Source organism: Amycolatopsis albidoflavus (assembly GCF_039525725.1).
Lineage (GTDB): Bacteria > Actinomycetota > Actinomycetes > Mycobacteriales > Pseudonocardiaceae > Amycolatopsis > Amycolatopsis albidoflava.
Window position 1 is genome coordinate 453832 of the sequence record NZ_BAAAHV010000015.1, and the last position, 17509, is coordinate 471340.

1 protein-coding gene and 1 pseudogene (1 of these 2 cut by a window edge) are annotated in these 17509 nt (G+C 71.1%); both read right to left on the minus strand.

The window, feature by feature from the left end; all coding sequences use genetic code 11:
• A protein-coding gene (locus ABD156_RS26120) for a WXG100-like domain-containing protein (RefSeq protein WP_344278969.1) crosses the window boundary here: on the minus strand, nt 1–16775 show its 5' end (the start). Its footprint begins 73453 nt before the window's first position; 16775 of the gene's 90228 nt are visible here — the first part of the coding sequence; it begins with the start codon at nt 16773–16775; its stop codon lies beyond the left edge, outside the window.
• A gap of 139 nt (nt 16776–16914) precedes the next feature.
• Nucleotides 16915–17509 (minus strand): annotated as a pseudogene (locus tag ABD156_RS26125) (hypothetical protein); the annotation flags it as partial.

A 17509-nucleotide genomic window follows, 5' to 3' on the forward strand; every position in this document is an offset into this window, starting at 1 on the left:
CCCGGCTCGCCGCGGCCGCCCTCGCCCTCCGATTCGCTGTTGTTCCCGAACTCCGCGTCGCTGCCCTCGCCGCTGTCCGGCCCGGCCATCGGCGGCGCGTCCGGCAGCGACCCCAGGCTGTTGTTCTCGGACTCCGCGTCGCTGCCGTCGCTGCTGTCCGGGCCTGCGATCGGCGACGCGTCTGGCAGCAACCCCAGTTCCGTACCCTCGTCCGGCTCGGACTTCACCATCGGGTGCTCCGGCGCCTCGGGCATCGGGAAATCCTCCCCGTACTCCGCCCACACAATCCCGAACGGATTCAGCTCCGGATCGAACGCGCTGTCCAACGCCACCAGCGCCGCCACCGTCTCCTGCCGCATCCCCCCGGTCGCCACGTCCGGCATGTCCACCACACACGTCAGCCACACCGCATTGATCTCCGACCAATCCTGCTTGCCCGTCTCCCGCACATACACCGTGTTCGCGAACCCGACCGAACTCGCCGCCCCCTCCGCCCGGAACGTGTACGACGGCCCGCCGCGCGCCGACACGTCCATCCGGTACGAGCGCGACCCCGGATAGCGCGCCGCGAACCGCGCCGCCTCCTGCGGAGTCCTCACCACCGAACCCCGGTAGACCCCCAGAATCCGCCCGTTCGTCAACCCGTACCGGCGCGAACGCCCCCCGCCCGCCGGCCGCGCCAGGAACAACCCCAGCTCCTTCTCCAGCCCACCCTCGTGCTCGCGCAGGTGCTTCGCCTCCAACGGCCCCACCTCCACCCGCGCCTGCGCCGCCGGCACGCCCAGCGTCGTCCGCCGCACCTCCGCCGCCACATCCCGCCCGATCGCCTTCAACCACTCGTCGATCCGCTTGTCCTTCACGTTCGGCAGCCGACCGTCGTCGGCTTTCACGATCCCCTTCACCGCCGAACGCCCCCCTGCCACCCGCGCCTTGATCTCCCCCGCCCGCTCCCGCACCAGCGGATGCAGCTTCCCGTCCGGCCCCGCATACGGCGCATACGGCCGGTCCGGATCATCCGGATCGCAGAACAGGAACTTGTCGTCCATCCCCGGCTCCGGCCTCAACCGGTGCACGGTCATCTCCATCCCCTCGTCCGGGAACGTCGTCCGCACCCGCCCCTGGTCCAACCGCTCCACCACCGGCCGCGCACCCGACGACCCGCCCTGCCCCGGCTCTCCCGCACCGCCCCCCGACGACGACGCTGCCGGTGCCGACGGCCCCGCATCCGCCGCCCGGACCGAACCCCGCTTCACCGCACGCGGCGACACCGGAAGCTCCGCCTCCCCCGCAGGTCGCTTCCCCCGCACCGGCAAACCGGTCCCTCCGCTAGGCCCCGCAACCGCCTTGCCCTTGCCCTTGCGCTTGCCCTGCGGTCGTCCGGCACCAGCGCCCTCCGATGGTCCGGCAGGATCTGCCCCGGGTGCGCCTGCTGCCGTCCCCGGCCGCACCGCCGGAGCTGTCCCTGTGCCGGATGCGGCCGGGAGCGGGCCGACCTGGCTGTTGCCGTCGCTGCTGGTGTAGTCGTTGTCGCTGCCGTCGTTGTCGTGGAACACGATCCCGGGGCCGGCGTCGAACGGGCCGGTATAGTTCGACCAGGCGTAACGCACCTTCGAGGCCGTGATCTCGCCGTCGGCCGATATCGCACGCATCGAGCCGTCGCCCTCCAGCTGGAGCCCGTCCGGCCGGGTCGCTGCCCGCGATGTCGGCGCGTGCAGCAGTGCGTGCAGTCCTGCCTGGCTCGACGCCGACCGCAGCTCCTCCAACTGGTCGTCGCTCGTCAAACAGGTCAGCGCCACGATGTTCGGTGCTTCCCCGAAGCGCGCGGCGTTCGCCTTCAACGCAAGCACGACATGCGCCCATCCGCGCGCGTCCAGTGCGATCCGCCGGTGGCCTTGGCCGCCGTCGGCATCCCGGCCAGCGCGGACCCATAGCGAGAACCCGCCGGTCTCCTCGTCCCGGGGCATCGCGACGGTGTAGGACTTCGCCGGGAAAAGGCCGCCCGCGAACCCTCCCACCGCCTGCTGTTGCTGTCTGGTCGTGTTCTCCGGCGAAAAGAACACCGTCGCGACCTGCCGGCCCGTTTGAGACCGCACCGACTGATGCAGCACCCGAGACAGGTCGAATTTCCCGTCCCGCATCATGTACTGCCACGGAATCGCGCGCGCCGCGCCGACGGCCGCAGTGGGCCCAGCAGCAGGCGTTGCCGCTGCGTTCGCGGCCGCCGCGGCAAAAAGCTGATCGAGTGCCCGCTGGGCGCTGTCGCGATGCTCCTGCGCAGTCGGGGGCACCACTGCCGACACCGCGGCCGCGTCGACGATCCGGGTCCGCGCGAACGGAGCCAGCGGCGCGTCCTCGCGGTCCCGCCGCTCGTAGGCGATGAACGCGAGCGCGTCTAGATACACCTGATGCGCTGGCCCCAGCTCCAGCAGCTGTTCGCGGGACAGGCCCGGCACACCCGCTCCAGCCCCGGCCCCCGGCGCGACCCAGGGAAGGGCCCGGCGCCGGTACAACAACGCGTCTTCGGCCGGGATCTCCCGCAGCCTCTCCGCCAGCCACCCCAGCACCGGGGCCGGCAGGAACGGCACCGCCCCTGCCTCCGCCGCCGCCACCGCCGACCGCGCCATCGTCTCCATCGCCGCCGCGTCTCCTCCTGACCGCCCGGCCTCTGCGACGAGGTCCACCAACCCGTCCGGCAGCCCGGTCCCCGACGACCCGGCCGCGGTCTGCGCAGGCCACGACCGCAGCAGCTCCCGCGCCCGCGCCCGCCAGTGGCCGCCCTGCCCCGCGTCCAGATCCAACGCCGTCGTCGCGGCAGCCGACGACGGCAACCACACCGTGCTCGCCACTGCCGCATGTTCGCTGTACGCCACCGCACCGTATTCGCTGTATGTCGGCAGCTGTCGCTCGTCATAGGAGGACGCTTCTCGTTGTTCTCCCTGCGCGAGCCGATGCCGCGTTCCCTGCCCGGCCAAACGTGTGTGCACGTCCTCGACTGTCGGGTCCCACCAGCCCTCTCGATAGGCGGCGCGCACCGGCCCGTTGCGGGTCATCGTCCGCAGTTCCTCGGCCTTGGCTCGCATCGTCTGGGTGTCCAGCCACGCCTGCCAAACGGGCTTCCCGGCCGCCCTGCTCGCCGCCAGCACTTCGACCAGGTCGTCGTACAACCGTTGCTGCGCCACCCAGTCGACACCCACGCCCGGGACCGCTTCCGGCACCGGACCCAGCATCGCCCGGGCCTCGTCTCTCAGCTCCTCCACCCACTCCGACTGCCCTCTTGCCGATGCGTTAGTCAGGTGGAACGTGGCGTTGCTGACGCTGGTACGGAACCGCAGCTCGTACTGCAGCAACTTGCCGTCGAGAGCAGCCGCGGCATCCGCCTCGGAGACCGCGGCCCGCTCGCCGGCCGCCTCGGCGAACCGCCGCGCCATCACCCCGGCCAGCCGCTCCGCGCCGCCGAGATCCATCCGCGCCGCGACCGCCGACGCCAGCGCCTCCCATGCCCGCGGAGTCAACGCCCGCGCCTTCTCCGAATCCCCGATCTCCTCCCGCAGCACCTCCCCCGCCAACGCACGCAGCCCCTCCGCGAACGCAGACCCGCGCCGCCGGCCGATCTCCTGCAACGCCCCCTCCGCCGCCCCAGCGCCCAGCCCCAGCCGATCCAGCACTTCCGACGCGTCGACCTCTCGCGACAACCCCAACCGACGCAACGCTCCGGACAACGACCCCGGCAACGACCCCGGCAAGCCCAGCTCCCGGATCTGCCTGCGGGCTGCTCCCGCGGCCCGGACCGCCACCGCACCTTCCACCCGCTTCCACAGCTCCTGTTCCGGCCGCGACGCGTCCCTCTGCTCCGGCAACAGCAACTGCGCGACCGCCAGCCCAGCTCCGCCGCCCTCCGCATATGCCGCACCCGCAGCCAGATCCATCCCGAACGCCTCCGCGAACCGGTCGAGACCCGTTTCCCCGGACCGCCTCGCGAGCCCCGGCCCAGCCGACACCCGGCCCGGTGCAGCTGGCACCTCTGCCTCTCCCGCGGGGCCAGCTGCGGGGGCGCCCTGGTTCGCGTTGTCCTGTGGGCCAAGGGCGAAGGCCCCGGGCGCGACCGCCTCGCCCTCGCCCAGCTGCAGGATCGCGCCGGCGCGCTGCACCTGAGTCCGGGCCCAGGGCAGAAAACCCACCCCGGCACCATGCAAAGCGAACGCCTGCGCCAACTCGTTCCGCGTATCCGGCGAGCCCGCCGGCCAGCACGACAACCACACCCACGGCCCCGGCATCTCCCCCAGATTCCGCACCGCGTCCAACCACACCAGATACGCCGCCGCCGACGGCGTCAGCCAGAACTCCCGCGACAGATCCGGCGACCACGCACGCAACCCCCGCTCACCGTGATGCATCACCACCGCAAACCGGCCGCTCAACGGCCCGAGCTCCCCCTCCGCCGCCCCGTATTCGAACGCCTCCTCCAGCGCCGACCGCTCGTCCCGCACCCCCGACCCCTCCGCAGCCGGGCCCGGGAACGCCGTCCCCGCATACCGGCCGTCCCCCCGATACAGCGACACCATCCCGATCTCGTCCGTCCGCACCCGCCCCACCAGCAGATCGTCCGAACTCACCACCAGAGCCGGAGCCACCACACCCAGCGCCGGCGGCTCCGCCCCGCCCAGCCACGCCACGAACGACCTCGCCCGCGGATCCCCCTGCGCCACCGCCACCGGCTGATACTCCACCCGGTCCTGCATCAGCCCACGCACCATCTCCTCCGCCGGCCCGGCCTCCACCCCGACCTCCAGCAGCCAGCCCTGCATGCCCCGCCGCAACGCCTCGACCACCGACTCCTCGAACTCGCCGTTGCCCTCCTCCCCCACCGCGAAATACCCCCGCACCCGCAACCCCCGTCCCCCCGCTGCCGGAACCGCCCCGCCCTCCTCCAACACCTCCGCCAGCGCCTCCCCCGCCAACTCCGCGCCCAACCCCGCCAACGCCGCCGCCCGCCCCGCCGACACCCCGCTCTCCACACTCAGCAACCCCGACACCACCCGCCCCGCCGAGCCCGGCACCGGGGCTGCCGCCTGCCCGCCAGCGGAACCCCGCCCGGCAGCCGGCGACGCCGGCGCCGTCAGACGCCGCCGCTTGGGCGCATCGCCCTCGCTTTGCTGCTGGCGTTTGCCCCGCCCTGCCCCTTCTTCCCCCGCCCCGGGCCGGTCTTCCTCCGGGGCCAGCCGGTACCGCGCACCGTCCAGCTTCAGTACGCCGCCGTCGACAAACGCGGTCAAGGCACGGCCAAGCGTGGCCGCGATGATTCCCGGCAATGCGTCCCTGACCTCGTCGCGGGTGAATTCACGGCGCGGATTGTCGGAGAACAGCGCCAGTATCCGTTCCCGTGCCGACGCCCCCTCGGCATGGACCAGTCCGTCCACCGGCGGCGGCACGGCCTCGTAGACGAACCGGCCGAGGCTGGGCTCGCTCCTGCGGACCAGGCCGTACATCGCCAGCCGGGTCAGCGGCCCGGTCCACCTCACCGCTCCCTTCACCGCGGCGACAATGCCGCCGTGGGTGGCGGGGCCGCCGTGCTCCAGCAGATGGTCCAGCACCTTCTGCTCGCCCTCCGGCAGATTTGCCACTACGCCGTCCGTGGACACCCGGATCACCGGATTCTCGCTGCCAGCCCAGCTGTATCCCATCAGCGCCAGCGCCTGCCCCACACGCGCTCCTACCGCACCGCCCCGCCGCAACCTGCCTGCCATCCACCGCCGGAACACCGGCTCCCCCGCCAGATCCCGGCCACCGCCGGACTCCGCGCCGGCCCCGAAACCCGCGTGCCACCCAGCCCCGGCAGCCGGATCCGAACCGCCCAACTCCTCGTACCGGGCCGCCGCCGCCGCCAGCACCTCCCGCTGCACCGCATCCCCCGTCAACGCCGCCACCCGCCGCGCGAACTCCGCCACCACCCGCCGTCCCTGACCCGTCCCCAGCACACCCCCGCCCGCCGCCACGCTCCCCGCCAGCGCCCCCGCCGACCACACCCCCGCAGCCCCAGCCAGCACATCCCACGCCCGCGCCTGAATCGCGTCAAACCCGTCCGGCACCACCCCCAACGCCACCGGAACCGGCTTCGCGACCGGCTCGCCCACCATGAACAGCGCCACCCCCGCGGCGTTCGTGTCCTTATTCACGTCCACTCGGTGCTTCAAAACCGGGACTACGTCGCCCGGTCTGATACCAATCCGCTCGGCGATCTCGCGGGCAGTCCACCACCGTCCGCGAAGGCCCGGCTCCCCGAGAAGCTTCACCGCCCGCTCCCCCTTTGTGCCCTGCACGGCTGGAGCCGCCGCCCCGGCCGTCCCCTCCGGCTCCGGAGCGAACTGATAGGTCGCCACGCCCGACGCGGTCTTCCCGTGCGTCGTGGACAGCGCCAGCAGCACGCCGCGCACCTCGTTCGCGGTGAGCGAAGTCGCGTCTTTGATCTGGGGTGCGGTATACGCCTGGTTCCGGTTGTCGGACAGGAGCTTGCGCACCACTTCCTTCGGCGGGGTCGGGTCCACCACGACCAGCCCACCCTTCGGCGGCACCGCAGCCTGGTAACGGTAGCGAGGCTTCGCCGAAAGGCCGCGATCGTCCACATAGACCAGCTTGTATTTGACCAGCAGGTCCCGCGCATGCTCGGCGTTGCCGCGGACCGTGTTCTTGTTCTTCGGTCCGGAGCTGTCCGCGGGGGTGATCGCCGCGATGATGTCGCTGACCGATCCCTGGCCGTAGTCCAGCAGACGGTTCAGCGCCTTCTGCGCGTTCTCCGGCAGATCTGCCACCACGCCGTCCGTAGACACCCGAATCACCGGGTTCTCGCTGCCGTGCCAGCGATGCCCCAGCAACGCCAGCGCCTGCCGCACCCGCGGCTCCCCCGCCTCGCCCCACCCCGGGGCCGCACTCCCCAACCTGCCCGCCGCCCATCGCCGGAACACCGGCTCCGCCCCCAAGTCCCGGACCTCCCCTTCAGCCGCACCGTCCCCCGCGACCTCCTCGTACCGCCCCGCCGCCGCCGCCAGCACCTCCCGCGCCGGTTCGGCCGCCCACCCGGCCGTCCACCGCGCATACCCCACCACCACCTCCCTCACCTGCTCTGGCCGCAACACCAGCCCCACCCCGGCCAGCCGATCCGCCAACTCCCCCGCCGACCGCACACCCGAATCCGCTATGAGCACCTCCCACGCCTGCCGCTGCCCCGCGTCCTCCCACACCGGAACCACCCCCAGCACAGGAACCGCCGCCCCCTCCGCAACCGCCACGGGGGCTTCCGACGACGGCCCCGGCCGCAACGCCAATGCGGCACCGTCGTCGGCCCCGCCGCGCAAGGTCGGGTCGAGCCGCTGGTTTCCCAGCGGTAGAGCGCCGGAGCCCGGCAATGGCATGAACCCCGACGGGCCGTGGACCGGGTTCCCCTGCTCGTCGCGGCCCAGGCCGGTGCGCCGGTCGGCGAACTGCCCGCGGTGGCCGTCGACGAAATGGACCTTGCCGTCGCTTGTCTTGTGCGCGACCAGCCACTGCCCGTCGAAGAGCACCGCGCCCTGCGCCCCTGCCGGCTGCTCCGGCCGGCTCAGATGCCGCTCGATCTCCTCGAGCGGAGCGCTGATCAGCTCGCCGCCCAGCACCTTCTCCGCTTGCCCGACCGATACCGGGCCGCCCGGCAGCGCCGGCACCGTCACGCCGTCCTTGATCGACTGCGCCGCGGCCAGCATCGCGTTGAACCCGTTCCGCACATGCCCCCGCGCGCCCTGGTCCAGCAGGTCCCGGTTGACCCCCGCCGCGTGCCGCAACTCCGGATGCTCGATCAGCTCCCGCCGCAAATCTTCTTGCCGCCCCAGATAGCCGTCCCGCGCCTGAAGGCTCAGCAGCGCGTGCCGGGCGAACTCCGGATACGCGGTGTCCTCCACGATCCGGCTCTCCGGAAAACCCTTCGCCCCCCTGGACACCGTCCTCCACCAGCCCTCGCCCCCGGGAAAGTGGTCGCCGACCGCCGACGAGGACTCCAACCGCTCCTCGGCCTCGAACGCGCTGCTGTCCACCGTGAAATGAGCGTCGTTGACGTAGCCGAGCTTCCGGTAGAGCGTCCGCATCAACGCGTTCCCGGCTCCGGACGAGCCCGCGAAACACACGGTCGCCACCAGCGACGAGTCCGGCCGGGTCCGGAACGCCGTCCGGAACGACTCGGACTGGTCCAGCACATGGGCGAACCCGCTCGCCGAGACCGCGACCTCGGTGTCCTTCGCCAGCCGGCGCCCGCCGACCAGCTGTGTCCCGGCCGGCAGAGTCACCGAGAGATGCGCCTCCTTCGACCCGTGCGTGAAGAAGTGGATCGGCCCCAGCGGATGCCGCTCGTAGTCCCCCGAGCCGGGAGCCTGCACCCGGCCCGGCAACCCCGCCCTGCTCCGCGGCAAGGCACGATCGAACGTCTCCGGCCGGTCGTCCTTGTCGAGCGCCCGCCAGGTGTACCGGGACCCGTCGTGCTCCGGGCTGCTCCAAGCGCCTTGAACCCGCGCACCGCCGCCCCGGTTGCTGAACAGCACGCCGGCCGGAAGCCCGTTGCGGTTGCGCACCACCTGGCTCCACACGTCCTTCGCGCGGAACCTGATCGCCTCCGGCGGAGTCTTCGACATTCCCCACCACGATTTCTGAGGGGGGATCGTGCCGGCGATCACCGGACCGTCGCCGGTCTCGTTCTTCCAGCGGTTCAGCACCGGGTGCAGCGCCAGCCGATCGGCCACCGGGACCTCGCCGCCCACCAGCGTCGGGTCCAGCCGCTGCGGCGCGGGCAGCTCGGTCGTTCCGGTCCAGGTAAGGGGAATGAACCCGACCACGCTCTTCCCGGCAAGCCGGGGCAAGGTCGCGGCCTGCCCGTCCAAATACTCCACAACACCGCGTTCGTCCTTGCGCACCAGCACGTAATGCCCGTCCCGACGATCCCCGCCCAGGAACACCAGGCCCGCCGCGCCGGTCTCCTGCCCCCGCATGTGCTCCTCGATCCGCGCCGGCGACACGTCCGCCGACTTCGCGGATGCCAGCTGCTCGACCTCCCGCACTTCCAGGTTCTTGCCCGACCCGCCAGCAACGAACGCGGTCCCTTCCAGCAACGAGAACGACAGCTGTACCGACGCCTCCAGGCAGTTCTCGGTGTGTCCGTCCCGGTTCACTCGCTCCATGCCCGGGTGGCGGACCGCGAAATACCGCGGGGCATCCGCCGGATCCGCAAAGCTGTCCGCACTCACCACCGACCCGGCGGGCAACGCCAGCGCCGCGGCCAGGCTCAACCCCGCCCGAGACGCCGCCCGGTCCCGGACCGGTTGCGGCGGGACGGCCGTGCCCGGCTCACGGTGGTAGCGGTAGCGGTGGGCCACCGCCTTCCGGCTGGGGAATTCGCTGCGAGCGCGCGCTTCCTGCCGCGAACGATCGATCGCCGCGTCGAGCAGCCGCCGCGCGTCGCCTTCGCCGATCCCGAACTCGGCCGCCACCGCACCCGGTGTCCCGGCGAACGGAACGTCCTCGGCCCGCAGCCGATCAAGGACATCCCCGAGCCGGGACAAGTCCCGAGACGACAACTCACCGCGCCGCGACCAGTCCGCCGTGCCGCCCGGCCGCGCCGGCACCGCGGCGGACGGAATCTCCACCAGCACGCGGCGCCGCTGGTCCTCCGCCGGAATTCCGGGCCGTACCAGGTTCTCTGGCAACTGGCTCCCGCCCGAGCGGATCCGCGCGGCCGCGCGGACGTCGGCCGGCGTGATCGCTTCGCCGCCCGGCCGGGTGCCCAGCAGCGCCTCGGCCTGCCGCGCGAATTCGGCGGCTACGGCTTCCGCCCGCTGCTTCCCGGTGTCGCGTGCCCGGCCTTCACCGCGCAGCGACCCGCCGTTGCCCCAGCCGGTGACCTGGTACGGCGGGAGCTTCTCGTTCGCGTTCCGCGCGGCGACCGCCGCGTCGACCCATGCGCGCACCGGGCCTGCGAGCTGCGCGGGCTGGTCTTTCCCGACAGTCCTCGAACCGCCCGAGAACCAGACCTCCGCCGGAGCGATCGCGGTCATCGGCGCGGCAAGGCCGCCAGTACGCACCGGTCCGCTCGCCGCATCCGGCGGAAGGGGGTGCGCCGCAGGAGAATCCTGGTGATCCGCGGCGGTGCCCGGCGAGCTGCCGGGTACCGGGTCCGGGTGGTCCGCAGGAGTGCCCGGCGAGTCGTCGGCGGCAAGACTCGCGTGGTCTGCCGTGGTGCCTGGCGAGCCGTCGACAGCAGGTTCGGTGTGCTCTCTGCTCGCGTCCGGCGAGTCGCCGGCAGCATCCGACGCCGCTCGGGCCGCGTCGGCGGTCCGCACTTCGCCCGCGAGTTGCCGGGCCAGCTCGTGCGCACCAGCCAACGGGTCCGACGCGCCGCGGTCGGCGACCAGCCGGTCCAGCACCAGCGCGGTCAGCGCCTGGTCCCGCCCCGCCAGCTCAGCCGTCGGCACCGGCGTCGGCGAGCCCTCGGCCGCCGGTGCGGCCGGCGCGTACTGGGCATAGATCCGGCCCGCGATCTGGGTCAGGCCCTCGATTTGCGGTGCAGGCAGGGTGGTCCGGGCCTCTCCCAACCGGGTCGCGGCGTCGCGCCAGCCGGTCTCCCTCCCGGACGGCAAGAGTTCGGCGATCGCAGGGTCCAGATGCGGTTTGCCGGCGTCGGCGATCAAGTCCCCGGCGAGCTGGTAGGTACCGGTGTCGCCGGTGTCGTGCTGCTGTTCGCTGACCAGCCGGTCCCAGACGATCGTCTTGAGAGCGTCGGTCTTGAGGGCATCCGCATGGGCGGACGCACCAGGGTCGGCCGCCGCGCCAGAGACGGACGAGACCGGCGGGTGCTGCGCGAAAATGCCGTCTGTGCGCGTGATCAGGCCGGCGAGATCGGCCGACGACAGGCCGGTATCGCTCAGCCGGATGACCGCGTTGCTCCACTGGTCAACCAGTTCCTGCGGAAGCACCTTGGTCAGCTGGCTGTGCATGCCGAACGCGGTGCCGAGGTCGAACACCGGCGTCCACCACTGTCCGCGGCGGACATCAGGCGCGGTGCCGGACGGCTGCGGCCCGGCTTCCGGGACGGGCTCCGCAGGAGGCACGGCCAAGGTGGGCGACGACGGGGCCGAGGACGGCGCGCTCGAAGCGGGCGACGACGGGGCCGTCTCGCTGAAGACCGGAGAGGCCGGCGGCGACAGGTCGCTGCTGCCCGAGGTGCTCGCCGAATCGCGGCGTTCGGGCGGAGGCAGCCCAGGCGGGTGTTCACCGGGCCCGGCAACGCCGTCGGCGGGCCGGGCGGCGGACTGCCCGGGCGGCGCGTTGGGCAGGTTCGCCCGGTCCCGGTGCACGCCCATCGCCTTCTCCGCCTGTGCCTGCAGCTGCGGCAGGTCGACGTTCAGCAGCTGATGCTCGGCATCAGCGACGGCCTGCTGGGTGGCAGCGGTCGGATTAAGCTCGTGCTCGGCGCTGGCGAGCTGGTACTGGATGAGCGAGAGCTGCACGTCCGGGCGCTTGGACAGCGTGTACACCTTGTCGTCGGCCGACGGATAGTAACGGTACTGGTCCTTGTTGCCGCTGCGGCCGCCCCGCTTCTCGATCTGGATCTCCAGGTCCCGCAGCGCATGGTGCGCCGTGATCAGGAAACTGATCCCGCCCAGCGCCTTGGCGGCGTCGGTCGGCTTAATGTCCACGCCGCGCCCCATCTTCATGTTCACAATCAGCACCTTGCCCGGCGCGCCGTGCTCCGAGACCACCTTCTCCCATTCCTTCGCCGCGTCCGGCCCCTGCATCAGGTCCCACTTCGCGTCGACCACGGTGTGCTCGAACCCCGGCGGCAGCGCCTGCGAGATCTTCTTCGGCAGGCTGTTGAGATGCGTCACCACCACCTGCGGCTGATTCGTCTCCTTCTTCAGCGCGACCAGGTCCGCAGCGATGAGCTTGATCTTCTCGTCCTGGGTGAGGGTGAACTTGTCCGGCAGTTTTTGCAGCCGGTTCTCGTAGTAGGGATCGACCTGCACGATCTCGTCCGACGCGCCCATCGACTTGTAGAAGTCGTTCTTGCCCAGCGCTGTGCCCGACGCCCCGGTCACGCTGTGGAACAGGTCCTTCCTCGTGTACACCTCCATCGCGGAGAGCTGCTTGCTGCTCTCCGTGTCCGCCCGCACGACCAGGTCTTTCTCCCACTCGATGGCCTGGGCCAGCCCCTTCTCCCACCGCGACTCGGTCACCCCGTCCGAGGTCGACTTCTTCGGGTCATGCATCACCTGGTGGGTGTGCTGGTCGATGATCTTGATCCCTGCTCCGTGCGGAACCTCCACCGTCCCCCAGGTCCGCTCCCCGCGGTCGATCACGTAATGCTCGTCCTCTACGTACTCCCACTTCGCCAGCGCGGCCATCGTCACCCGATGGACCTGCTGCTCGGTCAGCGGCACCCCCTTGTTCGCCCGGGTGAACTTCTCGGTCCCCTCCGGGGTCAGCTTGAGCGGGACCTCGCTGTCGGCCGGTCCCGGCCGGCGGCCGAAGTCCCGGATCGACACCGTCCCGTCCGCGGTCAGGCGGCGCAGCAGGTTCCCGGCGAAGTCGACCTCGTTGAAGGTGACCAGGTCGGCCTTCTCCCCCTGGCTGTTGGCCAGGATGAACTTCATGTGCTCGTATTTCAGCTGGTCGATCTCGTCGATCAGCACAGGGATCCGGCCCGTGCCCCCGTGCCCGGGAACCTTGTCGTCGTGCTTGAGCATCGTGAAGTGCAGGTCCGAGTGCGTGCCCACCGCAATCATCGGCACGCCCGGCCGCTTCGGCGGAGGCGGCACGTCCGAATCCATACGGACCACGTCGATCCCGAACGGCGTCAGCAGCTTCAGGTACTGCTGGTACTCGTGATCGGCGAGCACATCCTTGGTCGAGGACACCATCAGCACCGCGTCGTTCGCCGGGTCCAGCGCCTTGCGGGCCGCGTCGACCAGGAACATCCACGACTTCCCCTCCCCCGCGCCCATGTCCACCACCTTGCCGCGGCGCATCGCGTCCGACGCGTGCGTCTGCGTCCATCGCAACGTGATGCCGCCCTTGCGCCGCGCCAGTTCGTGGACCGCCGCCGCGACCTCGTCGTAGGTAGGCGGCCGCTCGGGCGTCCCGTGCATCAGCTCGTGCAACTGCTCATCGGTCAGATTCACCAGCCGCTCTTCCCACGGCAGATGATCGCCGGAACGGTCCACGATGTCGTACAGCGACCGCGCCGCCTCGTCCGCCTTGTTCGCCGCCGCCAGCCACGCCTCGTGCGCGGTCGGCGACACCGGATCCCGCGTCTTGACCCAGCCCTTCCCGTCGCGCAGATACGCCACCGGCTCCTTCAGCCAGGCCCCGCCGCCGTCCTTCAACAGCCGATACGCCACAGGACGCCGCGTCACCTTGTCGTACACCTGCTCGCTCTCCGGCGGCAGCACCGTCCGCGACCCGTCCTTCATCTTCAGCGACTTCTGCTTGTCCAGCTTCTTGACGATCAGCTCTCCGGGCTTCGTCCGCCCCCGGCCCCACTGACCGTCCAGCCCGCGCTCGAAACTCGTCCCGTCCGGACGCACCACGTGCTGCAGCGTCCCCTTGGCGTCCGCCACCGCCACCGACCCCGGCGGCAGATCCACGAACTGCCCCCGGCCCGGACGCCCGCGATCGATCCGCCCTGGGCTCTGCGCCACCAGCCAGCCCCCGCGACCGCTCTCCCACCGCGCGCCCTCCGCTACCAGCCGCCGCGGCTGCTGGTCCGGCGGACGATAGCCTTCGGACTCCTCCGGCGGACGACTGTCCGGCCGGTGCTTGTCCGCCTCGTGCTCCGCGGCCGGCGCGGGATTCCCTTCCGGCAGGGGATCCCGCGGCTGGGACGGCTCGAAGCGCTCGTTGTAGGCCATATGATCCTCGTACAGCCCCGCCAGGCTCCCGGAGTCGTGCCCTTGACGGCCGCCGCCGGCGTCGTGCGCGTGTCCGTGCCCGTCCGGCCGATCGCCAGGCTTGTCGGGCAACGGCTTGTCAGGCAACGGTTTCTGCAGATCCGCGGTGGTTTCCGGCCGATCCGGCCGCGCATCGCGCGGCTCGGCTTCATCCGGCGACCCGCCCAGGCCGGAGTCACGCCGGGTGACCGCGGCGTCCGACATCGTCTGCGGCGGTTTCGGACCGGGCCCGGGGCGCTGCGCCGCCGGATCGCCCGACAGCGGCGAATCCTTCGGACGCGGACTCAACGGCGACACATCACCAGAACGCGAACTCAACGGCGACACACCATCAGAACGCGAACTCAACGGCGACACACCATCAGAACGCGAACTCAACGGCGACACACCATCAGAACGCGAACTCAACGGCGACACACCATCGCCGTCAGGACGCACAGCCGGTTCCGGCCCGGCGTCTGCGCGGCGCAGCCCCTCCGACGACGTGTCGAGATTCAGCTTCGGTACACCTCGCCGCTCGAACAAGTCCGGCCGCGGGGGCGGCGTCGGCGGACGCTCCGACGAGCCGCCTGCCGGGCCGCGGGCACCGCCTTCCTGCGCAGTCGCCGGCGGTGCTGGCTTCGACGACGCCGCCGGCGTCTCCGCTCCGCTGCCGACCTCGGTCGACGGCCTCGTCTCCGAACTCATGGCCGGCCCGGTCTTGGAAGACACCGCCGGCGGCACGCCATCCGCGATCGACGGCGTGGACGGGCCTTTCGACGACGTGCTCGGCAACGCCGCTTCCGGCCGTGGGCCGGTGCCAGCCCCCGAAGACAGCGACGACGACTCGGCCTGCGGCCGGGGGGAGGACGGCGACTGTTGTTCCAGTCCAGGCCGCTGCGTATCCGTCGAGCCGGACCGCTGGTTGCCCAGCGCGTCGTCGCGGACCCCGGAATCCTTTCCGCTGATTCCCTGCCCATTCTCGTGCGACAGCGCGCTGTCGTGCGGCGTCCCGTCCTCCCGCACCGTCCCCGGACCCGCACTGACGACCTGCGACCGGACCGGGGTGTCGGATATGTTCACCTCATGCGACTGCCCGCCGGCATCGCCGCCCTTCGAAGCCGCCGTGCTGTTGCCGCCATTGATGAACTCCGCGGTCTCCTTCGACACCGCTCCGTTCGCCGTCGCCGCCTGCGGCGATTCCGCCTCCCCGGTGCCGACGGACTTCTCTTCGTTGTGGGCGGCCGTCCCATCGACGCCTGCCCCTTGGCCGTCGCTCGTGAAGAGCGTCCCTGCCTGCCTCCCGGAAACGGTGACCGGCCGCCCGTTCGGTGCCTCGGAGACGGCATTATTGTTGGCGTCCGGCCGACTGTCCTGGCCAACGGGCGTTCCTCGGTTCTCCTGCTGAACGGCGGGCGCGTTCCGCCCGGCAGCATTCGATTCGCCGGTGCCGACGGGGGACGCCTGGTGCTCCTCGACCGGCCTCTCGCCGCTGCCGAACCCGCTTTTCTCCGCATCGCCGTTGAACGTCCAGCCGCTCGCTGTGGAGTCGCTGCTGGACCTGCGCTCGTCCGGCTTCTCGCCGCTGCCGAACCCACCCTTTTCCGCATCGCCGTTGAACGACCAGCCGCTCGCCGTCGATTCGCCGCTGGGCGCGCTCCCGCCCGATCCCGCGTCCGGGCCGTGGCCTCGGCCAGCGCCGCCGGACGCGGGTCCTCCCGGGATACTGGTCAGCAGACCGCCGATCGCCTTCGGCAAGCCGAGCACCGACTTCCCCAGGTTGACCGCCGTGCCGCCCGCCTCGCCGCCGTGATAAGGCCCCAGGCCGCCCAGGATTCCCTGCCACACATCGACAGGCTGGTTTAGCGCGAGCGACACCAGCGGGTTGCTCGCCGCGAGCGCACCGACATTTCCTACCGCGAACCCGATCTGCCCGGCTCCCACCAGATTCCCCGGCAGCTCCGTCTTCAGCTCCGGGAAAACGTTCTTCAGTTCGTTCTTCACATCGTTGGTGACCGCAGACGAGACCACGCTCTTCGCGATCCCGCTCCACGCGCCCATCGTGCCGCCGGCGACCGCGCCGGCGATAAAGGAGTGCTCCACCGACTTCCAGTCGATGCCTTCCCGCTGCCCCGCCGCGTCCTGCCCCGCCTGAATGGTCAGGTCCAAGCCGCCCATCACCCCCGCCCCGACCGCCGCGTGCGTCCCGACCTCCAGCATCAGCTTCGTGGCCCCCATTGCCACGCTCCGCACCGTCGCCTGCATCACCGCGTTCTTCAACGCCACCCACATCAACTGCAACGCCACCCGAGCCGCCGCGATCGTCGCCGGCACCGCGAACGCACCGAACACCGAACACAACAAAGAAATGACCGTGGCAAGGAACAACAACGCCCCCACAATCATCATGATCTTGCCTTTTTCGATATCCGCACCTGTGTTCCGGCACGACTTCTCCAGATCCGCCGCCCCGTCCCTCAGATCGTGCAGATTCGACAGCAACTGATTCTGGACGAAATCCTGCAACTGGCCCGCGGTCTGCCCCCGGAAAGCGGAATCCAGCTGACCGCCGACGGCCTCGACCTCGGCGATGACGTCCTCGATCTTCGCGATGAAATGCTTCCACGCATCCGCCAGCCACCACAGATCGTGCTCATTTCCCTCTGGCCACTGCGCCCCGCACGTCACCTTGAAGAACTTCTGCAACGATGGCGGCAAGTGCGTCGTATCCGCCGTGCCCCGCCCTGTTGTCGGCGGATTGCCGTCTCCCCCGTCGCTACCGCCGGTACTGCCGTGATCGCCGCCCTTGCCCGAACCGGCGTCATTGCTGCTGACCATTTATCAACACCTCCTTTCTTCGATCAGCAACAAATGCCGCCGAACGCACCATGAGCCCGCCCGAACTCATCCTCCGAGTTCGCTCTCCCGCCGTCTCAGGACAAGGCCCGGTCGTTCCGCCCGGGCAACGGGACGACAGTCATTTGCCGTCCTCCCGTCCCAACGCCGCCGCATCGGGGACGTCGTCGTCCGCCCATGCCTGCCGGTCCGCCTGCAACATCAACTGCGGATCACGTTCCTTGTTCGGCTGCTGCCCCGAGCCCATTCCACCCATGCCGCCCATTCCGGCCATCGGCATGCCGCCTTGGACACCCTGTCCACCCGCGCCCACCGCGGGCACGCTGCCGATCGCGCTTTCCCCCTGATCCGGCGCCGCGCCCGGCTGGCCAAACCCGCGCTGCGCAGCCGCGTCCGGCGCGAACCGCGCCGACGGCGGTTCGTTCGCCCCGTGCGGACCATTGTCAGAACCAGCGGAGGAAAAGACAGGATGAGCTGGTCCGCCGGCACCGCTGCCACCGCCGTTCACCGGAGCGGCTTCACCGTTTCCCGGCGGAGGCGCGGCACCGGAAACGTCACTGACATTGCCGGCCAGCCCTTGCGATCCGCCGCTGCCGGCACCACCGCCGAGGAACGCGTCCATTCCGGAACCCGCCGACGCCGGAATCGCCGGAGCCGGGTTTTCGATTCCGGTGATCGCGTTGTCCAACGCACCCTTCGCATCACCCAACGCAGCC